Annotated in this window: 20 protein-coding genes; 17 read left to right on the forward strand and 3 right to left on the reverse strand. The window is 61.2% G+C overall.

What is annotated here, in order from left to right; genetic code table 11:
- Nucleotides 1-151: 151 nt before the first annotated feature.
- The 4 genes from ACA067_RS10450 (at nt 152) to ACA067_RS10465 (ending at nt 4055) form a co-directional block, all read left to right on the forward strand.
- The gene (locus ACA067_RS10450; RefSeq protein WP_497461667.1) at nt 152-1492 is read left to right on the forward strand and encodes an MFS transporter; all 1341 of its coding nucleotides are present in this window, start codon (nt 152-154) and stop codon (nt 1490-1492) included.
- A 150-nt stretch (nt 1493-1642) separates the two neighbouring features.
- Nucleotides 1643-2407, forward strand: a complete 765-nt coding sequence (locus ACA067_RS10455) for a type IV toxin-antitoxin system AbiEi family antitoxin domain-containing protein (protein ID WP_497461668.1) — start codon at nt 1643-1645, stop codon at nt 2405-2407.
- Entirely contained in the window at nt 2397-3329 is a 933-nt protein-coding gene (locus ACA067_RS10460) for a nucleotidyl transferase AbiEii/AbiGii toxin family protein (RefSeq protein WP_497461669.1), read from the forward strand. The genes ACA067_RS10455 and ACA067_RS10460 overlap by 11 nt, the downstream gene beginning before the upstream one ends.
- A gap of 537 nt (nt 3330-3866) precedes the next feature.
- On the forward strand, nt 3867-4055 hold the full coding sequence (locus ACA067_RS10465; RefSeq protein WP_497461670.1) for a type II toxin-antitoxin system HicB family antitoxin: 189 nt from the start codon (nt 3867-3869) through the stop codon (nt 4053-4055).
- A gap of 57 nt (nt 4056-4112) precedes the next feature.
- On the opposite strand, the gene ACA067_RS10470 is transcribed toward ACA067_RS10465, so the two are convergent.
- Both ACA067_RS10470 and ACA067_RS10475 read right to left on the reverse strand, forming a co-directional pair.
- Entirely contained in the window at nt 4113-4727 is a 615-nt protein-coding gene (locus tag ACA067_RS10470; protein WP_497461671.1) for a helix-turn-helix domain-containing protein, read from the reverse strand.
- Nucleotides 4728-4811: 84 nt separating this feature from the next.
- Entirely contained in the window at nt 4812-6773 is a 1962-nt protein-coding gene (locus ACA067_RS10475; RefSeq protein WP_497461672.1) for an oxidoreductase, read from the reverse strand.
- Between the two features lie 186 nt (nt 6774-6959).
- Here ACA067_RS10475 and ACA067_RS10480 point away from each other — a divergent pair, with 186 nt between their 5' ends.
- From ACA067_RS10480 to ACA067_RS10535, 12 genes are all read left to right on the forward strand, one after another.
- Entirely contained in the window at nt 6960-7745 is a 786-nt protein-coding gene (locus ACA067_RS10480) for a class II aldolase/adducin family protein (RefSeq protein WP_497462761.1), read from the forward strand.
- A 120-nt stretch (nt 7746-7865) separates the two neighbouring features.
- Nucleotides 7866-8513, forward strand: a complete 648-nt coding sequence (locus ACA067_RS10485; protein WP_497461673.1) for a TetR family transcriptional regulator C-terminal domain-containing protein — start codon at nt 7866-7868, stop codon at nt 8511-8513.
- Nucleotides 8514-8606: 93 nt separating this feature from the next.
- Nucleotides 8607-9320, forward strand: coding sequence for a response regulator (locus ACA067_RS10490; RefSeq protein ID WP_497461674.1), 714 nt, complete (start codon nt 8607-8609; stop codon nt 9318-9320).
- 5 nt (nt 9321-9325) lie between these two features.
- Nucleotides 9326-10096 (forward strand): substrate-binding periplasmic protein, encoded by a 771-nt coding sequence (locus ACA067_RS10495; RefSeq protein WP_497461675.1) that lies wholly within the window; start codon nt 9326-9328, stop codon nt 10094-10096.
- Nucleotides 10093-12369, forward strand: coding sequence for an ATP-binding protein (locus ACA067_RS10500; RefSeq protein WP_497461676.1), 2277 nt, complete (start codon nt 10093-10095; stop codon nt 12367-12369). The genes ACA067_RS10495 and ACA067_RS10500 overlap by 4 nt, the downstream gene beginning before the upstream one ends.
- Before the next feature lie 211 nt (nt 12370-12580).
- Nucleotides 12581-13993 (forward strand): amino acid permease, encoded by a 1413-nt coding sequence (locus ACA067_RS10505; protein WP_497461677.1) that lies wholly within the window; start codon nt 12581-12583, stop codon nt 13991-13993.
- 354 nt (nt 13994-14347) lie between these two features.
- Nucleotides 14348-15139 (forward strand): enoyl-CoA hydratase/isomerase family protein, encoded by a 792-nt coding sequence (locus ACA067_RS10510; protein WP_497461678.1) that lies wholly within the window; start codon nt 14348-14350, stop codon nt 15137-15139.
- Between the two features lie 52 nt (nt 15140-15191).
- Entirely contained in the window at nt 15192-16352 is a 1161-nt protein-coding gene (locus ACA067_RS10515) for an acyl-CoA dehydrogenase family protein (protein ID WP_497461679.1), read from the forward strand.
- An 18-nt stretch (nt 16353-16370) separates the two neighbouring features.
- Nucleotides 16371-18470, forward strand: coding sequence for an acetate--CoA ligase family protein (locus ACA067_RS10520; RefSeq protein WP_497461680.1), 2100 nt, complete (start codon nt 16371-16373; stop codon nt 18468-18470).
- Nucleotides 18471-18480: 10 nt separating this feature from the next.
- A complete protein-coding gene (locus ACA067_RS10525) occupies nt 18481-20094 on the forward strand; it encodes a 5-guanidino-2-oxopentanoate decarboxylase (RefSeq protein ID WP_497461681.1) in 1614 nt (537 codons plus the stop codon).
- A 24-nt stretch (nt 20095-20118) separates the two neighbouring features.
- Nucleotides 20119-21309, forward strand: a complete 1191-nt coding sequence (locus ACA067_RS10530; RefSeq protein WP_497461682.1) for a pyridoxal phosphate-dependent aminotransferase — start codon at nt 20119-20121, stop codon at nt 21307-21309.
- On the forward strand, nt 21302-22717 hold the full coding sequence (locus ACA067_RS10535; protein WP_497461683.1) for an aldehyde dehydrogenase family protein: 1416 nt from the start codon (nt 21302-21304) through the stop codon (nt 22715-22717). The genes ACA067_RS10530 and ACA067_RS10535 overlap by 8 nt, the downstream gene beginning before the upstream one ends.
- A 134-nt stretch (nt 22718-22851) precedes the next feature.
- Here ACA067_RS10535 and ACA067_RS10540 read toward each other — a convergent pair whose 3' ends face one another.
- Nucleotides 22852-23292 (reverse strand): Rrf2 family transcriptional regulator, encoded by a 441-nt coding sequence (locus ACA067_RS10540; RefSeq protein WP_497461684.1) that lies wholly within the window; start codon nt 23290-23292, stop codon nt 22852-22854.
- A 176-nt stretch (nt 23293-23468) separates the two neighbouring features.
- Here ACA067_RS10540 and ACA067_RS10545 point away from each other — a divergent pair, with 176 nt between their 5' ends.
- Nucleotides 23469-25070 (forward strand): ABC transporter substrate-binding protein, encoded by a 1602-nt coding sequence (locus ACA067_RS10545; protein WP_497461685.1) that lies wholly within the window; start codon nt 23469-23471, stop codon nt 25068-25070.
- Nucleotides 25071-25095 lie beyond the last annotated feature (25 nt).

The raw sequence follows: 25095 nt of genomic DNA on the forward strand, positions 1-25095 counted from the left end.
TTTCATGAGGGCGCAGGCCTTGGTGGTCGGCGCCTGCTGTTGACGGCGAAACGTGTCCTCTCCATAAAAACAGTCAGCTCGGCTTTTTTTGCTCACGGCGGCCAGCGTTGCCGGGACTTCTCAAAGCTGTAGCTGCCAAGAGGTTTGCGCGATGACAATAACAAGAACCATCGAATCACTTGATACCCCCCGAGACTCGGCGACGCTGAACAAGTTGATGTTCGTCAAGCTGATGCCGTTGCTGATTGCGGCCTACGTGCTGAGCTTTCTTGACCGGACCAACATCGCGTTGGCCAAGCATCAGCTGGATATCGATCTGGGCATTTCCGCTGCCGCTTACGGGTTGGGAGCCGGGTTGTTCTTTCTCACCTATGCACTGTCGGAAGTGCCCAGCAACCTGATCATGCACAAGGTCGGCGCGCGGTTCTGGATTGCGCGAATCATGGTCACCTGGGGGTTGATCTCTGCGGCGATGGCGTTTGTCCAGGGCGAAACGTCGTTTTACGTATTGCGCCTGCTGCTGGGCATCGCCGAAGCGGGTCTGTTTCCTGGCGTCATGCTGTACCTGACGTACTGGTTCGGCCGGGAACAACGGGCCCGGGCTACCGGTTATTTTCTGTTGGGTGTGTGTTTTGCCAACATCATTGGCGGTCCACTGGGTGCCGCGCTCATGCAACTGGACGGTGTGTGGGGCTGGCGTGGCTGGCAGTGGATGTTCATGCTCGAGGGCCTGCCTGCGGTGTTCTTCGCCATGGTGGTCTGGAAAAAATTGCCGGACCGTCCAAGCAAGGCGCCTTGGCTGAGCGCCGCTGAAGCCGAGCAGATCGAGCGGAGGTTGGCCGCGGAATCGGAGGAGGGTGCCGGCCCTGGCGGTCACTCGTTCAAACAATGCCTGACCCCGCAAATTCTGTTGGCGATCCTGGTCTACTTCTGCCACCAGATCACGATCTACACGGTGATCTTCTTCCTGCCCGGCATCATCGGCAAATACGGCGAGCTGAGTACGTTGCAGATCGGCTTGTTGACCTCCCTGCCTTGGCTGGCGGCCGCAGCGGGCGCTATTGCACTGCCCCGATTTGCCACCACGCCGGCGCGTGCCCGGCAAATGCTGGTCGCGGGTTTACTGACCATGGCCGCAGGCCTGGGAATCGCCTCGCTGGCGGGACCGGTGATCAGTCTGCTGGGCTTCTGCATATCGGCGGTGATGTTCTTCGTCGTGCAGTCGATCATTTTTCTCTACCCCGCTTCGCGACTCAAGGGCGCAGCACTCGCAGGAGGGTTGGGATTCGTCAACTCGTGCGGCCTGCTGGGCGGTTTCGTCGGCCCCTCCGTGATGGGGTTGATCGAGCAAAGTACCGGTAATGCGATGAATGGCATGAAAATCGTAGCGATTATCCTGGTGCTCGCGGCGATTGCAGCATTGCGTTTGCGTCAGGGCCATGAGCACAAGGTGGATAAACAACGACTGCAAGGCCGGCGACAGCCTGTATGAGTGCGCGCTGACAACAAGGCTGCCGGTCAAGGTGGGAGTGTTCGTGGTATCCGCGACATTTCCACCCCGGTTTCCGACATCCGACTGGCTGAATCCAGCAAGCTGGTTTAAAATAAGGCTGTAAATCATCCTTATGGATAAATATCGGAAGTGATAATAAACCAGCTCCTATCCGATTGGCCCTCTGGTGCTGTAGCCACACAAACGTGGCTGCATGAGCATGGCGTAGGGCCAAATCTGGTACAAAAGTATCAGCATACCGGCTGGCTGGAGCGTATCGGCCACGGTACGTGGAAGCGCAGCGGCGATAAGATTGACTGGCAAGGCGGCGTTTTCGCATTGCAACAGCAAGACCCTTTACGGATTTGGCCGGGTGGGGCGACCGCTTTGAGCCTGGCTGGATATAGCCATTACCTGTCATTCGGGAAAGAGGCTGTCGAGCTGTTCGGTATAGCCGGCACCAGCCTGCCTGGCTGGTTCAGCAAGTACGCTTGGGAAGTCCCGGTAAATTTTCACGCCACCGGGCTCTTCGCTTCAATGGAAGACCCTGCGTTGCAAACCTTTCAAGTGCCTTACTCTCGATTTGAACTGAAAATCTCCACTCCAGAGCGTGCCGTGCTCGAGCTTATCCACCGTAGCGCAAATGAAGTTCTTTTCAGTAGTGTGGTCGATGTGTTCAGCGGCTTGGCCACGCTAAGTCCTCGACGCTTACAAAAACTGCTTGAAGCCTGTAGCTCCATTCGAGTCAAACGTGTCTTCCTTCTGCTGGCTCGCAACGCTGGCCACGCATGGTATGAGCGAATAGATCTTTCCAGGATCGACGTAGGCAAAGGCAAACGTCAAATCACGCCAGGTGGTCGACTCGATAAAGAGTTCCTGATCACCGTGCCAGAGAGTTTTGCCAATGTCGCTTGATCCTCGTTATGCCGCTCAGGTCCGCTTGTTGGTACAGGTAATCCCCTACGTGGCAGCTGAGCGCTGCTTTGCGCTTAAGGGCGGAACTGCCATCAATTTGTTTGTTCGGGACTTACCTCGTCTTTCAGTGGATATTGACCTGGCTTACCTGCCCAGCTCCGATCGTCAACAAGCATTGACGGACGTTCGTCTTGCACTTCGACGGATTGCAGACGCAGTGGGTCGAGGCTTGCCCCACGTTGATGCGACCGTGCAGAGCAACCGGGACGATGAGTTGCGAGTTCTGGTTAGAAGTCCGCAGGCTCAGATCAAGGTTGAGGTATCGCCTGTCTTGCGTGGCACTGTGCATCATCCGCTCGAGCGCGATGTGGTGCCGCTGGTTGAGGATGAATTCGGATTTGCCTCAATTCCAGTCGTCTCCTTGCCCGATCTGTACGGTGGCAAAATTTGCGCCGCATTAGATCGGCAACACCCCAGGGACCTCTTCGATGTCATGTTAATGCTCCGCGAGGAAGGACTGACACGCGAAATCTTTGAGGGCTTTTTGGTGTATCTGATCAGCCATGGTCGGCCTATAAATGAGCTACTTGCCCCTCGGTGGAAAAAACTGGACGGCATCTTTCAGGCTGAGTTCGCGGGTATGACACGTGAGCCGGTCACGCTTGAGCAGTTGGAGTCTACAAGGGCTGCGTTGCTTGCTGCGATCCAGGAGCAGTTCACCGGGCAAGATGCCGCGTTTCTGCTCTCGCTGAAGCGGGGAGAGCCAGACTGGGCACTGTTGAATTTGCCAGGGGTTGATCAGTTGCCAGCGGTGCGATGGAAACTGCGCAACATTATGGAAATGTCTGCTTCAAGGCGGGCTGGGGCGGTTGATAAGCTGCAAATTGTCGTCGACCAAATGCTGGCAGGCCGAATCTGGTGAGATGTGCGGACGGTTCGGCTTCCTACTTGGAATGGGCGTTATGCCCCGGTCCCGCCATTTGAGATTCGACCCAAGATCGTGATTGGTTTATTTTTTGTTATTAAAGCACCCTTATTGGTGCTTTTTTCTTGTTTTTTTAAACCCGTTTGGGGTCGGTATTCGGAATGTTCCACCAGAGAGGTAAAGGCAGTGAAAATCATGTCGAGCTCATTTCTCAGATGCGCAGACGGAAACTTGAAATCCATAACGAACTTGGCTTATAGGATGAGTTCTGTTGGCGGGAAGGCTTCACATTGCCCATTCATGATTTGCTCCCAGTCCCTCTCGCGTAGTTGTGCTGCACACCGGTAATTCTTGGACGGGAAAAGGAGACGGATCTATTTGCAGGCGAGTACAGAAGGTCCCCTAAAATAGATCCGATCCCATTTTGATAGAGAGATGCGCAATGGCGCTGCCATCGACCGCACTAAGGAAAAAAGCCAAGAAGTATCAGTTAGAAGAGGCTCGCGATTTTCTTCAGCGAGCAGGAGTTGAGCTATGAGCAGCATGACTTATAAGGGCTATGCGGCCCGAGTCGAGTTTGATGAGCGGGACGACATCTTCGTCGGCCGGGTGTTGGGTGTGCGTGACATCATCAGCTTTCACGCCGATTCAGTGGCCGAGCTGCGCGCCGGGTTTGCTGCCGCTGTTGAGGATTATTTGGTGGACTGTGGCCCGCCGACTTGACTGAAGTCCGCTGGCCGGAACACAAGCGTTCCGGCAGCGTTCTTGTTGTTTTGCCCTTCAAAACGTCGGCGGGGTGATCACCCAGATCACTACCGCGTCGACCTCGCCGGGGTTGCCGTAGCGATGGGGTTCCTGGCTGGAAAAACTGAAACTGTCGCCTTCGTTGAGCTGGAAATGGCGTTCGCCCACCCATAACTCGAAACTGCCGCTGAGCAGGTAGCCGGCTTCTTCGCCTTCATGGCTATAGCTTTGCTGGCTGTACGTGCCTGGTGGAAAGCGCGAATGCAGGATCTCCAGCTGACGATTGGGCTGCGGGGTCAGCAATTGGTCCACGATGCCGTCTTCGTAATGCACGCTCATCCGGCTGTGCTTGCGGACCACATAACCACTGTCCTCGGGGGCGGTGCTGGCTTCGCTGGCGAAGAACCACTGGATGGTCACGCCCAGGCTGCGGGCGATGTTGAACAACGCCGGAATCGACGGGTAAGCCAGGTTGCGTTCCAGCTGGCTGATATAGCCCGCCGTCAGCTCGCTCATGTCTGCCAGCGCGGCCAGGGTCATGCCCCGGCGTTTGCGCAGGCCGCGAATCCGCGTGCCGAGAAAGTGCGGCCCTGCGGCAGCGGGCTGACTGGCGGGCGCGCCGGCAGGCGGCAGGTTGCTGCTGTTGCTCATTGCGTGCTCCGAACCGGACTGTGCCCGAGCGGGTTGAAACCCTCGAGCCTGATGGCTGACAAAGGCCGGGAGTATAGAGCAGCCTCAGAGGTCCCACGCAACCCTCAAACCGTCATAGATCGCTTCTTCGGCGGTGCGCGGTGCCAGGCAGTCGCCGATCCGCCGGAACTCCACCAGCCCTTGCAGTTCCGCGCCGAGGGTATCCACCGGTTGGTGGCCCTGGCACAGCACCAGCGTGTCGATGTCTTCGAATATGATCGGCTCGGCGCTGGCGGTGTGTTGCATGTACACGGTGCTGTCATCGCAGCCGTAAAGGCGGGCGTAAGGCGTAATGGGGATGCCTGACTTGTGCAGTTCTCCGGCCAATTGATCGCGCACGTACAGTGGCAGGTTTTCTCCACAATGGGTGCCGTTGACCGCCAGCTGCACCTGATGGCCGGCACGCACCAGGCGTTCGGCGATGCCAGGACCAATCCAGTCGCACCGCCAGTCGACGACCAGCACCGAACGTCCTGGCTTGACCTCGTCGCGCAGTACCTGCCAGGCATCCACCACGTGCAGTTCGCCACCCCGTTCGAAGGTCGGCCAGTAGGGTTCGGCACCGGTTGCAACAATCACCAGGTCCGGCCGTTCGCGTTCGACCAGCGCCCGGTCGACGCGGGTATTGCACACCACGCGTACGCCTGCCAGTTGCATTTCCCGCTGCAGGTTGGTGCTGGCGCCGCCGAATTCGCTGCGCCGCGGCAGCAGTTGCGCCAGCAAGATTTGCCCGCCGAGCTGTGAACCGGTTTCGTAGAGCGTGACCTCATGCCCGCGCGCGGCGGCGACGGCGGCGGCCTTCATCCCGGCCGGGCCACCGCCGGCGATCATGATGCGCTTGCGTTTGGCCGTCGCTTGCAGCTTGCCGAAAATCAGCTCACGCCCGGTTTCCGGATGCTGGATGCAGGAAATCGGCAAGCCTTTGTGGAAGTGCCCGATGCACGCCTGATTGCAGGCGATACAGGCTCGTACATCCTCGCTGTGCCCGGCACCGGTTTTGTTCGGCATTTGCGGGTCGCAGATCAGTGCGCGGGTCATGCCGCAGACATCGGCCTGGCCACGGGCAATGATCAACTCGGCTTCCTGCGGCTGATTGATGCGACCGGTGACGAACAGCGGAATCGACAGGCTGGCCTTGAACGTCCCGGCTTCCTTGGCCAGGTAGGCCGCTTCGATGGCCATCGGCGGCACGATATGCACCGCACCGCCCAACGATGCCGAAGTGCCGGCGACGATGTGCACGTAATCCAGTTGCTGCTGCAATGACTTGACTGCCGCCAGTGACTCGTCTTCGGTCAGGCCTTCGGGGTCGCGCTCATCGGCACTGATGCGCAAGCCGATGATGAACTGCTCATCAGTGTTGGCGCGTACCACCGCAATGACTTCGCGCAAAAACCGCAGGCGCTGTTGCAGGTCGCCGTTGTAGCCGTCGGTGCGCCGGTTGACCCGCGGGTTGATGAATTGCGCGGGCAGGTAACCATGGCTGGCGACCACTTCCACGCCATCCAGCCCGGCCTGGTATAAGCGCCGGGCCGCCGCGCCGTAACCGGCGACGATCTCGTCGATCATGGCTTGATCCAGCGCGCGCGGCATGACCCGAAAACGTTCGTTGGGCACCGCCGAAGGCGAGTAGGCGACGGCCAGCAGGCCATCGCTGGACTCCATGATTTCCCGCCCCGGATGGAAAATCTGCGAGAGCACCACCGTGCCATGGGCATGACAGGTTTCGGCCAGCTTTCGATAACCGTCGATGCAGGCGTCATCGCTGGCCATCAGCACATGGGAAGTGTAGCGCGCACTGTCATGCACCCCGGCAACCTGCAGCACGATCAGCCCGACGCCGCCTTCTGCACGCGCCCGGTGATAGGCGATCAATTGCTCGTTGACCAGGTTGTCGGTCGGCATCGAAGTGTCGTGGCCGCTGGACATGATGCGGTTCTTGAGGCGTTTGCCACGGATCTGCAGCGGTTCGAAGAGGTGCGCGAACGCTGGGGTGGAAGTCGGCATAGTGCGATACTCCAGGCGAGCCGAAGCTGGAAAACAGGGTGCTCGGCGTTGTTATTATTTCGCTATAAAAATTTACCCACAGTAAAAAATCAACTTGTTTTTTTAATTGTGGCTCAGTAGCTTCAGGGCGTCGAGTCCTGTATTTCGCGCAAACGATCAGCCCAGGGAGCAGAAACAATGAATGAAATGGCACACACGACGGCAGCCGCTGCCGGGCAGGTTTCTACCGAGCAACGGCTGCGCCGGGAGCTGGCGGCCTGTTATCGATTGATCGCGCACTTTCGCATGAGTGACCTGATTTTCACCCACATCTCGGTGCGTCTGCCGGGGCCTGAACATCACTTCCTGATCAACCCCTATGGGCTGATGTTCGACGAAATCACCGCCTCCAGCCTGGTCAAGATCGACCTCGATGGCCGTGCGGTGGAGTCGTCGCCGTATCCGGTCAACCCGGCTGGCTTCGTGATTCACAGCGCCATCCACGGTGCCCGCGAAGATGCGCAGTGCGTGCTGCATACCCACACCAGGGCCGGTTGCGCGGTGGCGGCGTTGAAGTGCGGGTTATTGCCGGTGAATCAGATCTCCATGGAGTTCTACGAACGGGTCGCTTACCACGACTATGAGGGCGTGGCGCTGGATCTGGGCGAGCAGCAGCGATTGGTTCAGGACCTGGGTGACAAGACGGTGTTGATGCTGCGCAACCATGGTTTGTTGACCGTCGGTGCAAGCGTGGGCCAGGCTTTTCTGCGCATGTACTACCTGGAAAAAGCCTGCGAGATCCAATTGGCGGCACAGGCCTGCGGCGAACTGGTGCTGCCACCGGCGGCCGTTTGCGAGCACACCGAGCGCCAGTTCAACGAGCCGGGTCGGCCATTGGCGGAGGGCGAGTTGAATGATCCGGATGCCATGCAGTTGGCATGGGCGGCGTTGTTGCGGTTGGCGGATCGAGTGGCGCCGGGTTATCGGGATTGAGCGCAATGCGCACTCTGAGCACAGGCCCCCTCGCCACAATCCAGGCTCCTGTTGTACAGTCGTTCAGCAAAGTGGCTGCAAAAAACCAGCCCAACGACTGTTCCAAGGAGATTGATCCCCATGACCCAGGAAGCCCGCTTTTCTCGAATGGAGCCGGAGTTGCGCAAGGCCAACCTGGTCGAGGCGACGCTGGTGTGCCTCAAGCGCCATGGCTTCCAGGGGGCTTCGATCCGCAAGATCTCGGCTGAAGCGGGGGTGTCGGTCGGGTTGATCAGCCATCACTACTCCGGCAAGGATGAGCTGGTGGCCGAAGCCTATAGGGCGGTCACCGGGCGAGTCATGAGCCTGTTACGCGACGCCATGGAGCAAGCCGCACCGAATGCCCGTGAGCGTTTGTCAGCGTTTTTTCGCGCGTCGTTCTCCGCCGAACTGCTGGACCCGCAACTGCTGGATGCCTGGCTGGCGTTCTGGGGCGCGGTAAAGACCGCCGAAGCGATCAATCTCGCCCATGAGCATTCCTATGGCGAATACCGCAGCGAATTGCGCAAGGTGCTCAACGATCTGGCCCGGCAAGAGGGCTGGGAGGCTTTCGATGCCGACCTTGCCGCCATCAGCCTGAGCGCACTGCTCGATGGCTTGTGGCTGGAGTCGGGACTCAACCCCGGCACCTTCACCCCGAGCCAGGGCGTGCAGATCTGCGAAGCCTGGGTCGACGGTTTGCAGGCAGGCGGTCGCCAGCGTTTTCGTTTGCAGACAGAGGGCTGTTGATCGATCGTTCAGTAGTAGCTACTCTCTGCCGCTCAAGCGGGATACATTCTAATAAGAAACATGCCCTTCGGGCTTATGCAGGAACACCAAGCGATGACTCCTCGGGTACTGATCGTCGACGACGATTTGCTGATTCGCGAACTCCTTCACGCCTATCTTTCGCAAGAAGGTTACGACGTGCACTGCGCCGCGACGGCGGAGCTGGCCGAAACCTTTCTGGCGACCAACACGGTCGACCTGGTGATGCTGGACATCCGCCTTCCGGGCAAGGATGGCCTGACCCTGACCCGCGAGCTGCGCGTGCGCTCGGAAGTCGGGATCATCCTCATTACCGGGCGCAATGACGAAATCGACCGCATCGTCGGCCTCGAATGCGGCGCTGACGATTACGTGATCAAACCCCTCAATCCACGTGAACTGGTGTCGCGGGCGAAGAACCTGGTGCGCCGGGTTCGCCATGCCCGGCTGCAGCAGCCGGCACCGGCGCTGCGTCCGGTCAAACAGTTCGCGGCCTGGGGATTGGACACCGATCGCCGACGCTTGATCGATGATGCCGGTGGCGAAACCCTGCTGACCCATGGTGAATTCCAGTTGCTCAGTGTCTTCCTGCGCAACAGCGGGCATACCTTGAGCCGCGATCAGTTGATGGATCAGATCCGCAACCGTGAATGGGTACCCAACGACCGCTCCATCGACGTGCTGGTCGGGCGCTTGCGGCGCAAGTTGCATGACGATCCCGCCGAGCCGCAACTGATCATTACCATCCATGGCGCCGGCTATCTGTTCACCGCCAGCGTGGCTGCCTGAACCCTATGTGGCGGCTGCTCTGGTTACTTCTGGCACTGACGGGCACGTCGGCTGCGGCCGAGACCATTCGCTACTGCGATTATCCGGTCTACCCGCCGATTTCCTGGAGCGACGGCAAACAGGTGCGCGGCCTGGCGCCCAGTGTGGTGAAGACCTTATTTGGTAATCTGGGGTATGAGGTCGAGATCGTCGTGCTGGGCAACTGGAAGCGCTGCCTGCTGGACGCCGCCGAAGGCCGGGTCGACGTGGTCCTGGCCTACAGCACGGCGCAGCGTGAACAGAGCCTGCGCTTCTCGACGGTGCCGGTGTTGCGTGAAGAGGTCGCGGTGTTCTTCAACCGCCAACATCCGGTGAAGTTCGAACGGCTTGAAGACCTCGGCAATTACCGCGGTGGCCTGCTGTTTGGTGAAAGCTATGGCCTGGACTTCGATCGCTTCGTCGCCCGGCACGACAATATCGAGTGGGTCTCCGACAGTCGACAGAACTTCGGCAAGCTGATTCGCGGCAGAATCGACTTCATCACCCATGAGCGGCGCACCGGGCAGCTGTTCGTGGAAAACCTGCCGGGTGCCGCAGACATCCAGGCGTTGCCCCATTCATTGAGCGTCGACTATTTGCGGGTCGCCGTATCGCGCCGTTCCACCCTGGCCGAGCGTATGCCCGCGATTGACGCCGAACTGCAGCGGATGGTTGACGCGGGCGAGATCGAACGCTGGTTGAACGAGAGTGAAGCCACCTATCGCGACATGATCAAGCTGCCGGCGGACGCGCAATGAGCCGCGCCAGTCCCGGCGGCCTGTTGCGCCGCCTGCTGCTGTTCATCCTGCTGTTCAGCCTGTGCTTCACCATTCTCGCCAGCACCGTGCAGCTGTATTTTGAGTACCGCCGTGAAATGCGCGATATCGATTCGCGCATGGAGCTGATCCGCGCCGGCTACCTGGCAAGCCTGGAACGCAGCCTCTGGGATCTCAACCAGGAGCAGTTGAATGTGCAACTACGCGGCCTGGTGGATTTTTCCGATGTGGCCCGGGTGCGTTTGCGCAGTCCCGATTTCGACCTGCTGCAAGGCAGCGCCGCGCCGGCCGGCCCCTTGCGCATCGAGCGTTTCCAGCTCAATTATCAGCCGCCGTCCGGCCCGTCGCGACAGCTGGGCGAGCTGGAAGTCAGTATCGACCTGGACGCGGTGTATCGCCGGTTGTACGCCACCGGCCTGACCAGCCTGTTATGGATGAGCGTGTTCCTCTGCGGTCTGGCGGTGGCACTGTCGGGGTTGTTCTACCGGCTGGTGACCCGGCATTTGCAGGTCATGGCCGATTTTGCCCGGCGCATTGCCGCCGGTGACTGGCATGAACCTTTGCGCCTGGACAAAAGCAGCACCGGCAGCGAAGACGAAATCGATACCGTGGCTCACGCCCTGGATGACATGCGCCGGGCGATTCTCAGCGATATCCACCGCCGCGAAGTCGACCGCCTGGCGCTGCAGGACAAGCGCGACGAACTGCAGAAAATGGTCGAGCGGCGCACGGCCAGTCTACTGCGCGCCAAGGATGAGGCCGAAGCGGCCAACCTCGCCAAGTCGCGCTTCCTCGCCACCATGAGCCATGAACTGCGCACGCCACTCAATGGCATTCTCGGCATGGCCCAATTGCTGCGCGGCGCCAGCCTCGACGAGCGCGATGGCAAACGCCTGGAAGCGCTGTACAAAGCCGGCGAAGGTCTGCTGACGATTCTCAACGAAGTGCTGTATTTCGCCCGGCTGGAGGAGGGCGAAAGCCATCCGGAGCAGGTCGACTTCTCTCTCAGGCAACTGCTCGATGAGGTACTGACGTTGCTTGAACCGCGAGGGCTGAGCAATGGCACGCAACTGCAGTGTCGGGTTGATCCGCAGGTCGACGATCGTTGTCGTGGCGCCGAGCAGTTTTTACGTCAGGTGTTGAGTAACCTGTTGGCCAACGCCATCAAGTTCACCGAGGCCGGGCACATTAGCGTCGACGTCGCGCTACTGACGGCGGGCGACCCGTCCACAGGGCAACGCCTGCGTTTCAGCGTGACCGACAATGGCATCGGCATCGCGGCGTCGGTGCAGGAAAAGATCTTCGAGCGCTTCACCCAGGCCAGCGAAGACGTGGCCCAGCGTTATGGCGGTACCGGGCTGGGACTCGCCATCAGTAAACACCTGGTGCAGTTGCTCGGCGGGCGCATCGGTGTCGACAGCCAGGAAGGGCAGGGCAGTTGCTTCTGGTTCGAGCTGACGCTGCAACCGGCCTTGGCCGCGGCCCAGGTCACGCGCGCCACTTCACCGATTCAGGCGCTGAGCATTCTGGTGGTCGAAGACGTGGCGCTGAACCGCGAGGTGGTCAGCGGCCTGCTGGAACGCGACGGGCACTGGGTCAGCCTCGCGGAAGATGCCGAGCAAGCCTTGGAACTTTGCCGCCGACAGTCCTTCGAGTTGATTCTGCTCGATGTGCATCTGCCGGGCTTGAGTGGCGTCGAACTGTGCAAACTGATCCGCAGCACACCGGGGCCCAATCAACACAGCCGGATCTTCGCCCTGACTGCCAGTGTGCAGCCGGCGCTGGTTCGCGGTTATCTGGATGCCGGCATGCAAGGCATTCTCGCCAAGCCGCTGAAGCTCGACAACCTGCGCCAGGCACTGGCCGGTCAATCACCGATGCCCGAGCCGGCGCTGGATACTCACCTGATGGGCCAGCAGCTGATGGACTGGCAGTTGCTGCATACCCATCGCAGCTTGCTCGGCGAGCAGAAACTTCAGGGCTTGCTGGGGGTGCTGCGCGACTCGATTGCCCAGCACCGCGTGGCGCTTATCGAAGCCATTGAAGCCGGTGACTGTACCGAGGTTGCGCATCTGGCCCACCGTTTGGCCGGGAGCAGTGACTCACTCGGCTTTTGCGCCTTGGCCGAGGTCTTGCGCGCCCTGGAACAGGCGGCATTGAGCAACGACACGGCGGCGGTGCAAGCGTTGGTGCCGCTGTTTCAAGGGGTGTTGCAGGGTTCGCAAGGGGTGCTGGCGGATGTGTTGAACGCCTGACGTACAATTTCGTTACGACTTTTTACAACTTTGATCTTCAGGTTCAACGCGAACTTACATGGCCTTCCAATAATCGGCACAACCGCGCCGGACGCGGTCTTCGAAGCTTATTGGAGATAATAATAATGAACTGCCGTAAAGCTGATCTTCCCCCGCGCGATGACCTCCTGTCATCCGCCGCCCACCTCGCCCAGTCTTGAGAGGTGCGGTCATGAGCGAATCTATCGAACGTAAAGGCATCCAACTGACCCGAGCCTTGAAAAGCCGGCACATTTTCATGCTGTCGCTGGGCGGGGTGATTGGCACCGGGTTGTTCATGGGCTCGGGCGTCACCATCAACCAGGGCGGTCCGATGGGGGCGGTCCTGGCTTACCTGGTGGCCGGCTTCCTGATGTACCTGGTGATGGTCTGCCTCGGCGAGCTGTCGGTGCAGATGCCGGTGTCCGGCTCGTTCCAGACCCATGCCACAAAGTACATCGGGCCGGCCACCGGTTTCATGATCGGCTGGGTGTACTGGATGAGCTGGGCGACCACGGTCGGCCTGGAGTTCACCGCGGCGGGCATGTTGATGGTGCGCTGGTTTCCGGACATCCCTATCTGGTATTGGTCGGCGCTGTTTGTGGTGGTGCTGTTCGGGTTGAACGCCCTGGCCACTCGCGCCTTCGGTGAAGCGGAGTACTGGTTCTCCGGGATCAAGGTGGCGGCGATCCTCGGTTTTATCATCGTGGGTGTACTGGTGATTTTCGGCGCGATACCGCTGACCAGCGGCGCCCCGGCGCCGATGATGACCAACCTGATCGGCGACTCGCTGTTCCCCAACGGTCTGTCGGCGGTGTTCGCGGTGATGATGACGGTGGTCTATGCCTTTCAGGGGTGTGAAATCATGGGCGTTGCCGCCGGCGAAACCGACCAGCCGGAGAAGAGCATCCCCCAGGCGGTGCGCAACGTGGTGTTCCGGGTGCTGATCTTCTATGTGCTGGCCATCGTGGTGTTGTCGGCCATCGTCCCATGGCAGCAGGCCGGCTTGATGGAAAGTCCGTTCGTGCAGGTGTTCGACATGGTCGGCATTCCTTACGCCGCCGACTTGATGAACTTCGTGATCCTCACCGCGATTCTCTCGGTGGGTAACTCCGGCCTGTATGCCTCGACGCGGATCCTCTGGGCCATGTCAAAAACCGGCATGGCACCCAAAAGCCTCTCGCCCTTGAGTTCCCGCGGCGTGCCGTTGCGGGCGCTGAGCATCACTCTGTGCTTTGCCCTGGTGTCACTGCTGACCAGCTTCATTGCCGCCGACACCCTGTTCATGGTGCTGATGGCCGTCAGCGGCATGGCCGGTACCGTGACCTGGATCGTGATCGCGCTGGCGCAATACAAATTCCGTCGCGCCTTCATCAGGGAAGGCGGCCAGCTCAGCGATCTGAAATACCGCGCACCCTGGTTCCCGTTCCTGCCGCTGCTGTGCATCGCCTTGTGCTGTTCGCTGTTCGTATTCCTGGCGCTGGACGAGACGCAGCGTCCGTCGCTGTATTGGGGCTTTGGCTTTATTGCCATCTGCTATGGCGCGTACTTCCTGACTAACCGCAAACGCCAGGCAGCTATGGCTCAGACGCTACCGACGGTCTAAGTCAACAGGTGAAGAACTAAATGTGGGAGCGAGCTTGCTCGCGATAGCGGACTGACAGTCAACATCACCGTTGAATGTTATGGCCTCATCGCGAGCAAGCTCGCTCCCACATTTGATCTCTTCGACCTCAAGATCTCGCAAACAACCCCCGTAGTCAGTTGTTCAAAGATGTAACAACTTTTTCGGCAAACACTCGAAATTTATAATTATTACCTTTAAAAACAATGAATTAGATAGATTTTACGACTGTTACAAACGCCCAGATCACAGGATTGCCGCCTTACTGAACACTCGTTTAGTATGGTCGCCATATCGCTCCCCCCTCATGCCAAACACAACAATTCGAGGACTCGTATGACTACTCAATCTTCTCTGCTCAGTCAGGTCGAAGCGGGTGTTGCCTGGATCACGCTCAACCGTGCCGCGCAACGCAACGCGCTGGACATTCCGACGCTGAAAAGCCTTCACGCCTTGCTCGACCAATTCAACGTCGATCCGGCGGTGCGAGTGATCGTGCTGACCGGAACCGGCCGCAGTTTCTGCGCCGGTGCCGACCTCGCCGAATGGGCCGAAGCCGAGGCCCGCGGTGCGCTGGAAAGCTACGGCTGGACAGAAACCGCCCACGCCATGATGAGCCGCCTGTACAGCCTCGATAAACCGACCATTGCCGCGATCAACGGCACCGCCGTCGGCGCCGGGATGGATTTGACCCTGTGCTGCGACCTGCGGGTTGCCGCGCAGTCCGCCCGGTTCAAGGCCGGTTACACCAGCATGGCCTACTCGCCGGACGCCGGTGCCAGCTGGCATCTGCCACGTCTGATCGGCACCGAGCAGGCCAAGCGACTGCTGTTCCTCGATGAACTCTGGAGTGCCGATCGCGCCCTGACGGCCGGCCTGGTCAGCGAAGTCTGCGCCGATGAACAACTGCCGAGCGTGGTGGGCGAACTGGCCGCGCGCCTGGCCAGCGGCCCGACCTTCGCGTTTGCCCAGACCAAGCAACTGATGCGTGAAGGCGCCCAGCGCAGCCTGCCGGAACAACTGAGCGCGGAACTCGCCGCCGGTTTGCTCTGCGGTCGCAGTGCAGACGGCGCCGAAGCCTTGCGCGCGGCGATGGAAAAACGTGCGCCAGTCTTTATTGGCAAATAAACACCGCATCGCAGCCCTCGAATAAAACGATTATCGAAGAACAGGTAGCGTTATGAATTTCCAGCTGACCCAAGAACAAGACATGTTGGTGGACGCGGTACGCAGTTTTGTCGCCAAGGAACTGCTGCCCCATGAAGAAGCGGTCGATCGCGCCGATGAAGTGTCCCCGGAACTCGCCGCACACATTCGCGGCAAGGCGCTGGCGGCAGGTTTCTATGCCTTCAACATGCCTGAAGAAGTAGGCGGCGGCGGGCTCGACTACCTGTCCCAGGCATTGATCGAACGCGAACTGTCCAAGGTGTCGTGGGCGCTGCATGTGTTCGTCGCACGCCCGTCGAAAATCCTCATGGCCTGCACCGGCCAGCAGATTCAGGACTATTTGCTGCCGTGCATCCAGGGCGAAAAGATCGACTGCTTCGCCCTCACCGAACCGGGTGCCGGCTCCGATGCCAACGCCATCAAGACCCGTGCCGTACGCGACGGTGACGACTTTGTGTTGAACGGCAGCAAGCACTTCATCAGCCATGCCGGGCACGCCGATTTCGCGATTGTCTTCGCCGTGACCGACACCTATGAACACAACGGTCGCCAGCGCAACGCCGTGACCTCGTTCCTGGTCGACCGGGGCACGCCAGGCATGACTATCCGCCGCGGGCCCAAGTGCGTCAGCAACCGCGGTTATCACACCTATGAAATGTTCTTCGACGATTGCCGCGTCCCGGCTTCCAAAGTGCTCGGCGAAGTCGGCAAGGGCTGGGAAGTGGCCAACGCCTGGCTAACCGCCGGGCGGGTGATGGTCGCCGCCAACTGCGTCGGCCAGGCCCAGCGGGCGCTGGACGTTTCGCTGCAATGGGCGGCGGATCGCAAGCAGTTCGGCCAACCCATCGGCACCTATCAAGGGGTGTCGTTCAAGCTGGCCGACATGGCCACGCAAATCCGCGCTGCCGAACTCTTGACCCTGCACACCGCCTGGAAAATGGATCAGGGCAGCATGACCGACGGCGAGGCCGGGATGGCCAAGTTGTTCGCCAGTGAGGTGCTCGGTCGCGTGGCCGACGAAGCGGTGCAGATTTTCGGCGGCATGGGCTTGATGGACGAAGGTCCGGTCGAGCGCATCTGGCGCAACGCCCGGATCGAGCGAATCTGGGAAGGCACCTCGGAGATCCAGCGTCACATTATTTCCCGCGAATTGCTGCGGCCCCTGCTGCGCTGATCGGGTCGGAGAACGGATATGTCCCAACAGATTCGCGACAACCTCAAACGCCTGCTCGCGCCGCGCCACCTGGCATTCATTGGCGGCCGGAGCATGGCCCGTGCGCTCAAGCGCTGTGCCGAGGGCGGTTATCAAGGCCAGATGTGGCTGGTCAACCCGCAGCACGACAGCCTCGAAGGCGTGCCCTGTGTGCGTAGCGTGGCGGAACTGCCGTGCGGCCCGGACGCGGTGTTCATCGCCACCAACCGCGAGCTGACCTTGACCTGTGTCGCCGAACTGGCGGCCAGGGGCGCGGGCGGGGCGATTTGCTACGCCTCGGGTTTCGCCGAGACCGGCGCGCAAGGCCAGGCCATGCAAGACCAGTTGCTCAAGGCGGCTGGCGACATGGCCTTGCTCGGCCCCAACTGTTACGGCTTGCTCGATTACCTGCACAGCTCGGCCCTGTGGCCGGTCGCCCATGGCGGCAAGACAGTAGAGAAGGGCGTTGCGGTGCTGACCCAGAGCGGCAACTTTGCCTACAACCTGTCCATGAGTGACCGCTCGTTGCCGGTGGCCTATATGGCGTCAGTCGGCAACCAGGCGCAACTGGGCATCGCCGAGCTGATGGATGTGCTGCTCGACGAGCCGCGCGTCACCGCGATCGGCCTGCATCTGGAAGGGCTGAAGAACGTTCCTGGCTTTGCTCGCGCGGCACACAAGGCGCTGGAAAAAGGTATTCCGATCATCGCGCTGAAAACCGGGGTGTCGCAGATCGGCGCCGAATTGGCCCTCAGCCACACCAGCTCGCTGGCCGGTTCCGATGTGTTGTACGACAGCCTGTTCGAGCGCCTCGGGGTGATTCGCGTCAGTGGTCCGGTGAGTTTTGTCGAAACCCTGAAAGCCGCTGCCTGCGGCAATCTGCCGGCAGGCAACAGCCTGATCGCCCTGGCCTGTTCCGGTGGCGATGCCGGGTTGATTGCCGACTATGCCGAACGCAATGACTTGAGCCTGCCCAAGCTCGATGAAAGCCAGCGGGTCGAACTCGATCAGGTGCTGCCGAGCTACGCCAATCTGGTCAACCCGCTGGATTTCACCACGGCGATCTGGGGTGACCGCGAAGCGCTGGACAAGATGCTCGACAGCGCCCTGCGCACCGAAGCCGACGCCGCGGTGCTGGTGCTCGATTACCCCTCGGAAGCCACCGGCGAGCGCAAGGAATGTGACCTGCTGCTGGAGCTGTATTGCGCGGCGTTGAGCCGTCACGGCAAGACTGGTTTCGTCACCTCGGCCTTTCCCGAACTGCTGCCGGCCAGTGCACGTGAGCGTCTGCATGCGCGCGGTGTGGCGGCTTTGCAGGGCGTCGAGGATGGCTTGGCGGCATGGGGTCGGATCGCCGGTTATCAGCGCAAACGACTGGCGCTGCTTGCACTCGGGGAGTCGGCGCTGGTGCCGCTCTGCCCGCAAGCGCTGGAAGGCGAGGGGCAACTGCTCGATGAATGGCAGTCCAAACAGGCGTTGCGCGCCTTTGGCCTGCCGATACCGCAAGGCCTGTTGAGCACTCCGGACGAGGCGCTGAGCGCAGCGAATGCGCTGGGTTATCCACTGGTACTCAAGGCGGTCAGCGCCGAGCTGCCGCACAAGACCGAAGCCGGTGCCGTGGCACTGAACCTGCGTGATGCGCAGGCCTTGAGTGATGCATTGGAACAGATGCGTGCACGGATTGCCGACTACGCGCCGGGAGTGGCGTTCGATCAGGTGCTGCTGGAGCGCATGGCAACCCCGCCCTTGGCCGAGCTGATCGTGGGTATCAAGCGCGAAACCGGGTTCGGCCTGGCGCTGGTCATCGGCGCCGGGGGGATTCTGGTGGAGCTGCTCAAAGACAGCCGCAGCCTGCTGTTGCCAACCACTGACGGGGCCATTCGCCACGCGTTGTCGAGCCTGCGCAGCGCCGCCTTGCTGCAAGGATTTCGTGGTCGCGAAGCCGCGGATGTGGAGGCGCTGGTGGCCGCGATCCGCGCCGTGGCGGACTACGCCTGTGAGAACGCCGGGCAGTTGCTCGAACTCGATGTGAACCCATTGTTGGTCGGTGCCCATGGCACCACTGCGGTCGATGCGTTGATACGCCTCGGCCAAGCTTGAGGATCTGAGCATGCAAAGCAAAACCTTGACCGGCGGCCAGACCCTGGTGCGCCTGTTGGCCAATTACGGCGTCGACACCGTGTTCGGCATTCCTGGCGTGCATACCCTGGAGCTGTATCGCGGCTTGCCCGGCAGTGGCATTCGCCATGTGCTGACCCGGCACGAACAAGGGGCCGGTTTCATGGCCGACGGCTATGCGCGGGTCAGCGGCAAGCCGGGGGTGTGCTTCATCATTACCGGCCCCGGCGTGACCAATGCCGCGACCGCGATCGGCCAGGCCTACGCCGACTCGATCCCGATGCTGGTGATTTCCAGCGTCAACACTACGGCCAGTCTTGGCAAAGGTTGGGGGTGCCTGCACGAAACCCAGGATCAGCGCGCCATGACCGCGCCGATCACCGCGTTTTCGGCGGTGGCCTTGAGTGCCGAGGATTTGCCCGAGCTGATCGCCCGCGCTTACGCGGTGTTCGACAGCGAACGTCCACGTCCGGTGCATATTTCGGTGCCGCTGGATGTGCTGGCCGCGCCCGTGACGCGTGACTGGAGCAATGAGGTGGTGCGCCGTCCGGGACGCGGCCTGCCGGCTGCCGAGGCGCTTGATCAGGCGGTGGCAAAACTGCAGGCGGCTCGCCGGCCGATGATCATCGCCGGCGGCGGTGCGCTGAATGCCGCCCAGGCGCTCGAGGCCTTGAGCACGCGGTTGGCAGCGCCGTTTTTCAGCAGCGTCGCCGGCAAGGGCTTGTTGCCGCCGGATGCACCGTTGAATGCCGGGTCGACCCTGTGTGTGGCACCTGGCTGGGCGCTGATCGCCGAAGCCGATGTGGTGCTCGCGGTGGGCACCGAGATGGCCGACACCGATTACTGGCGTGAACGTCTGCCGCTGAACGCCGAGCTGCTGCGGGTGGATATCGACTCGCGCAAGTTCAACGATTTCTATCCGTGCACGGTGGCCTTGCAGGGCGATGCGCGGCAAACCGTCGTGGCCTTGCTGGAGCGTCTGCCGCAATCCCCACGCGATGCGAGCGCTGCCATTCAAGCCGTCGACACTTTGCGAAAAGCGGTCAAGGCCGGGCACGGCACCTTGCAGTCGATCCATCAGGCGATCCTCGACCGGGTCTCGGCCGAACTGCCGGACAACGCTTTTATCAGCAGCGACATGACTCAACTGGCCTACACCGGCAACTACGCCTTCAGCAGCAACGCGCCGCGCAGTTGGCTGCACCCGACCGGTTACGGCACCTTGGGTTATGGCTTGCCCGCGGGTATCGGCGCCAAGTTCGGCGCGCCGAACCGGCCCGGTTTGGTGCTGGTCGGCGACGGTGGTTTTCTCTACACCGCGCAAGAACTGGCGACCGCCGTGGAAGAGCTGGACAGCCCGCTGGTGGTGCTGTTGTGGAACAACGATGCCTTGGGGCAGATCCGCGACGACATGCTCGACCTCGACATCGAACCGATTGGCGTGCTGCCGCGCAACCCGGATTTTGCCGCATTGGGCCGCGCCTTTGGTTGCACCGTGACTCAACCCCGGAGCCTGGACGAACTGCAAACCGACCTGCGTGCCGGCTTCAAACGAAACGGCGTGACCCTGATCGAACTCAAGCACGCCTGTGCGCTGGTCGGTTAAACCCTCAACAAGGAATAAACCCACATGCGTTTTTCCGATCTGACCCAACGTGTCGCCGGTGACGGTGCCGCCGCCTGGGAGATTCATTACCGCGCCCTGGCGCTTCAGGAGCAAGGCCGGGACATTCTGTTGCTGTCGGTGGGCGACCCGGATTTCGATACCCCGGTGCCGATCGTGCAAGCGGCCATCGATAGCCTGCTGGCGGGCCATACCCATTACGCCGAAGTGCGCGGCAAGCGTGCCTTGCGCGAGAGCATCGCCAAACGTCATCGGCAACGCAGCGGCCAACCGGTCGACGCCGATCAGGTGGTGGTGCTGGCCGGCGCGCAATGTGCGCTGTTCAGCGTCGCCCAGTGCGTGCTCAATCCCGGCGATGAAGTGATAGTCGCCGAGCCGATGTACGTCACCTATGAAGCCGTGTTCGGTGCCTGCGGCGCGGTGGTGATTCCGGTGCCGGTGCGCTCCGAGAACGGCTTCCGGGTGTTGCCTGAAGACGTCGCCGCACGCATTACCCCGCGTACTCGCGCTTTGGCGCTCAATAGCCCGCATAACCCGTCCGGCGCCAGCCTGCCGCGCACCACCTGGCAGGCGCTGGCCGAACTGTGCATTGCCCATGACCTGTGGCTGATTTCCGACGAGGTCTACAGCGAGCTGTTGTTCGAAGGCGAGCACGTCAGCCCGGCCAGTCTGCCAGGCATGGCCGAGCGCACCGCGACCCTCAACAGCCTGTCGAAATCCCACGCCATGACTGGCTGGCGCGTCGGCTGGGTGGTCGCGCCGCCGTCACTCGCCGGGCATCTGGAAAACCTCGCGCTGTGCATGCTCTACGGCTCCCCGGATTTTATTCAGGACGCCGCAGTAGTCGCGCTGGAGACCCAACTGCCGGAACTCGAGGCCATGCGCCAGGCCTATCGCCAGCGCCGGGACCTGGTTTGCGAATGCCTGGCCAACTGCCCTGGCGTGCGTGCCCTGAAGCCCGACGGCGGGATGTTCGTGATGGTCGACATCCGCGAAACCGGGCTCAGTGCCCAGGCCTTCGCCGACCACCTGCTGGATCGACACGGCGTCTCGGTGCTGGCCGGTGAAGCGTTCGGCCCGAGTGCCGCCGGGCATATTCGCCTGGGGCTGGTACTGGGCAGCGAACCCCTGCGCGATGCCTGCCAGCGGATTGTCCGCTGCGCCAATGAACTGATGGAGATACGGGTCGATGCGTAATTACAGCCGGTTGTTTAGGGATGGCGCCTGGCAGCTACCTTCCGGCCAGGGCCTGGCCGAAGTGATCAATCCGGCCACTGAACAGGTCGCAGGCTCAGTGCCGTTGGGCGACGAGCGTGACGTTGAACGCGCCGTGGTCGCGGCCCGACGGGCCTTCGGTTCATGGTCGCGAACCTCGTCCAGCGTCCGCGCGGCTTATATCCGCGCACTGGTCGAGCAGCTGCGAGCGCGGGCGGACGAAATGGCGCAGGTGATCACCGCCGAACTCGGCATGCCGGTGCAATGGTGTCGCTCGGTGCAGGTCGAGGGGCCAATCGCCGGGTTGGAACAGTACGTCGAAATCGCCGGGTTGATGGATGAGGTGCGCGAGGTCGGCAACTCCCTGGTGATTCGCGAGCCGGTGGGTGTCTGTGCCTTCATCAATCCGTGGAATTACCCGCTGCACCAGTTGATCGGCAAACTCGCGCCGGCACTGGCGGCCGGCTGCACGGTGGTGGTCAAGCCGAGTCAGGAAACCCCGCTGCATGCCTTCCTGTTGGCGGAAATGATCGAGGCCATCGGTCTGCCGGCCGGGGTGTTCAACCTGGTCAGCGGGCCCGGTTCCAAGGTCGGTGAAGCTTTGGCCAGACACCCGGATGTCGACATGATCTCGTTCACCGGCTCCACTGGCGCCGGTGTCCGCGTGGCCCAGGCGGCAGCGCCTTCGGTCAAGCGGGTCTGCCTGGAACTGGGCGGCAAGTCGCCGCTGCTGATCGGCGAAGATGCCGATCTGGCGGCGGCGGTGCGTTACGGCGTGCAGGATGTGATGATCAACTCCGGACAGACCTGCACTGCCTTGACCCGCATGCTGCTGCCCGCCAGCCGTTATGCCGAGGCGCTGGAGCTGGCCCTGGCAGAGACTCAAAGCCTGCGCATGGGCGATCCGCTCGACCCGCAGAGTTTCCTTGGCCCGATGTGCTCGGCCGCGCAACGGCGGACCGTGCGTGACTACATTCAAGTCGGTCAGCAAGAAGGCGCGCGGCTGCTGTGTGGCGGTGAAACGGCCGACGAGTTCGAGCGCGGTTTTTACCTCAAGCCAACGCTGTTTGCCGACGTCGACAATCGGATGCGTATCGCCCAGGAAGAAATCTTCGGCCCGGTGCTGTGCCTGATTCCCTATGCGGATGAAGCCCAAGCCATACACATCGCCAACGACTCGCCGTTCGGCCTGTCCAGCGGCGTATGGGCCGGCAGCACCGAGCGTGGACTCGGGCTGGCGCGGCAGATGCGCGCCGGACAGTGCTTTATCAACGGCGCGGCGTTCAACTATCAGGCGCCGTTTGGCGGCTATAAACAGTCAGGCAATGGTCGCGAGTGGGGTGAAGAAGGGCTGGCCGAGTTTGTCGAAGTGAAGGCGATGCAGTTGTGATCTCGCCACGGACGCACTCCCGCGTCGAAACAGCAACCCCGTAGGAGCTGCCGCAGGCTGCGATCCTTTGATCTTGCCCCTCTGTTGGCCACCGAAAAGATCGCAGGCTTCGCCAGCTCCTACCAGGCGCCAAATCAGGCGCTATCGCGGTTTTCCAATGGGGTATCGAAGGCCACGAACAACTGGTCGGCGGTGATGCTTCCAAGATCCAGCCGCATGTTGTTTTCCAGCATGGCGAACAGCCGGGTGAACACTTCGAAGACCTTGCAATGGTCTTCCATGCCGGAAAACGGGTTGTCGATTTTCTCGGCGATCAGCGAGCTTTCCTGCACCGCGTCGTAGACCTCGCGCAGGGTGATTTCATTCGCGGGCCTGGCCAGGGTCAGCCCGCCCTTGGCGCCGCGCCAGGACTTGAGAATGTCGGCCTTGACCATCTGCGAAACCAGATTGCGCACCCGTGTCGGGTGGGTCTTTACCCACTTGGCAATGGTTTCGGTGCGCAGCTTCTGCGGTGCGTTGGCGGCAACGAAAGACAGGATGTAAGAAGCGGTGATCAATCGGGTCGACTGGCTCATGAGGCGGAAGGCTCCCTGTAAAAACCGGATTATTCAATCGATAAAAAATACCCGTCAGGGCATGGAATTTACGTTGTGAAATCACTAATGTATTTGTTACGGTAACAATTATGAATACTAGCAGCTTCGGTACACCTTCGAATCATTTTCTCTGCGACTAATCAGGGGCAAATGCAATGAGCGATAACAAAAACAAGATTACTCAAGCAATCCATGACTGCAATCTTCCTCGTCGGGATTTCCTCAAAGGCAGCGCCGCCGCCGGCCTGGTGGCCGCTGCGTTTTCCATGGGCCTGCCGTTCGGGGCTTATGCCCAGCAAGCTTCGCCCAAGCCGGGCGGCGTGCTGCGCCTTGGCCTGGCGGGTGGCAGCACCACCGATTCGCTGGACCCGGGCTCCTGGAGCGATACGTTCACCTTTGTCGGCTTCTCGGCGGTGTACAACACCCTGACCGAAATTGCCGTGGACGGCACCGCAATTCCCGAGCTCGCCGAGCGCTGGGAATCGTCGCCGGATGCGCGGATCTGGACCTTCAAACTGCGCCAGGGCGTGACCTTCCACAACGGCAAGAGCCTGACCGTCGAAGACGTCGTGGCGTCGATCAATCACCACCTGGGCGAGAAATCCACTTCGGCGGCCAAGACTGTTCTCGGAGATGTCGCCCAAGTGCGCGCACAGGGCACCGATGCGGTGGTCTTCGAATTGCATTCGGGTAACGCCGACTTCTCCTATGTGGTGGCCGATTACCACTTGGTGATCATGCCGAGCAAGGACGGCGTTGCCGACTGGCAAGCGGGGGCAGGCACCGGCGGTTATCGCCTCAAGGCATTCGATCCGGGCGTGCGCATGGCACTGGAACGCAGCCCCGATTACTGGAAACCAGGCCGGGCGCATTTCGCCAGCGCCGAGTTGATCGGCATTGCCGACGGCGCGGCGCGGATCAATGCGCTGGTGACCGGGCAGGTCGATGTGATCAACAAGGTCGACCTGAAAACCGTGGCGCTGCTCAAGCGCAATCCGAACATGGTGATCGAAGAAACCAAGGGCGCGCAGCACTACACCTTCCCGATGCTGTGCGACAGCCAGGATTTCAAGAATAACGACATCCGCCTGGCGATGAAGTACGCCATCAACCGTGAAACCCTGTTGGCCTCGATACTGCACGGCTATGGTCTGGTCGGTAACGATCATCCGATCCAGCCCGGCAGCCGCTTCATCAATACCGCGCTGGAGCAGCGCAGCTATGACCCGGACAAGGCGCGTTTCCACCTGCGCAAGGCCGGCGTCGAATCGCTCAAGGTGCGCCTGCAAGCGTCCGACGCGGCTTATACCGGCGCGGTGGACGCCTCGGTGTTGTTCAAGGAGCAGGCGCGCCAGGCGGGGATCGATATCGATGTGGTGCGCGAGCCGGCGGACGGCTTCTTCTCCAACGTCTGGATGAAGCAACCCTTCACCACCTCGTTCTGGTACAGCAGCCTGACCGCCGACCGTATGTTCAGCATCGGTTACGCCAAAGGCGCTGCCTGGAACGAAACCCACTGGGACAACGGGCGCTTCAACCAGTTGCTGAACGCCGCCCGCGGCGAGATGAACGACCCGCTGCGCCGCGAGATGTACAACGAAATGCAGGCGCTGTGCCGCGACGATGGCGGGGCGATTGTGCCGTTGTTCGCCAGCTCCGTGGCCGCCCGCTCGAAACGCGTCAGTCATGGCGAACTCACCGCGCCGTACGGCGAACTGGACGGTCTGCGGGTCATCGAGCGCTGGTGGCAAGCCTGAGCATCTGATCGTTGATGGCCGACCT

Source organism: Pseudomonas sp. LBUM1674 (assembly GCF_059695635.1).

Coding starts and splice junctions, on each gene's coding strand:
- ACA067_RS10450 (WP_497461667.1), top strand. CDS start 152: ATGACAATAACAAGAACCATCGAATCACTTGATACCCCCCGAGACTCG.
- ACA067_RS10460 (WP_497461669.1), top strand. CDS start 2,397: ATGTCGCTTGATCCTCGTTATGCCGCTCAGGTCCGCTTGTTGGTACAG.
- ACA067_RS10465 (WP_497461670.1), top strand. CDS start 3,867: ATGAGCAGCATGACTTATAAGGGCTATGCGGCCCGAGTCGAGTTTGAT.
- ACA067_RS10470 (WP_497461671.1), bottom strand. CDS start 4,727: ATGAGCAACAGCAGCAACCTGCCGCCTGCCGGCGCGCCCGCCAGTCAG.
- ACA067_RS10475 (WP_497461672.1), bottom strand. CDS start 6,773: ATGCCGACTTCCACCCCAGCGTTCGCGCACCTCTTCGAACCGCTGCAG.
- ACA067_RS10480 (WP_497462761.1), top strand. CDS start 6,960: ATGGCACACACGACGGCAGCCGCTGCCGGGCAGGTTTCTACCGAGCAA.
- ACA067_RS10485 (WP_497461673.1), top strand. CDS start 7,866: ATGACCCAGGAAGCCCGCTTTTCTCGAATGGAGCCGGAGTTGCGCAAG.
- ACA067_RS10490 (WP_497461674.1), top strand. CDS start 8,607: ATGACTCCTCGGGTACTGATCGTCGACGACGATTTGCTGATTCGCGAA.
- ACA067_RS10495 (WP_497461675.1), top strand. CDS start 9,326: ATGTGGCGGCTGCTCTGGTTACTTCTGGCACTGACGGGCACGTCGGCT.
- ACA067_RS10500 (WP_497461676.1), top strand. CDS start 10,093: ATGAGCCGCGCCAGTCCCGGCGGCCTGTTGCGCCGCCTGCTGCTGTTC.
- ACA067_RS10505 (WP_497461677.1), top strand. CDS start 12,581: ATGAGCGAATCTATCGAACGTAAAGGCATCCAACTGACCCGAGCCTTG.
- ACA067_RS10510 (WP_497461678.1), top strand. CDS start 14,348: ATGACTACTCAATCTTCTCTGCTCAGTCAGGTCGAAGCGGGTGTTGCC.
- ACA067_RS10515 (WP_497461679.1), top strand. CDS start 15,192: ATGAATTTCCAGCTGACCCAAGAACAAGACATGTTGGTGGACGCGGTA.
- ACA067_RS10520 (WP_497461680.1), top strand. CDS start 16,371: ATGTCCCAACAGATTCGCGACAACCTCAAACGCCTGCTCGCGCCGCGC.
- ACA067_RS10525 (WP_497461681.1), top strand. CDS start 18,481: ATGCAAAGCAAAACCTTGACCGGCGGCCAGACCCTGGTGCGCCTGTTG.
- ACA067_RS10530 (WP_497461682.1), top strand. CDS start 20,119: ATGCGTTTTTCCGATCTGACCCAACGTGTCGCCGGTGACGGTGCCGCC.
- ACA067_RS10535 (WP_497461683.1), top strand. CDS start 21,302: ATGCGTAATTACAGCCGGTTGTTTAGGGATGGCGCCTGGCAGCTACCT.
- ACA067_RS10540 (WP_497461684.1), bottom strand. CDS start 23,292: ATGAGCCAGTCGACCCGATTGATCACCGCTTCTTACATCCTGTCTTTC.
- ACA067_RS10545 (WP_497461685.1), top strand. CDS start 23,469: ATGAGCGATAACAAAAACAAGATTACTCAAGCAATCCATGACTGCAAT.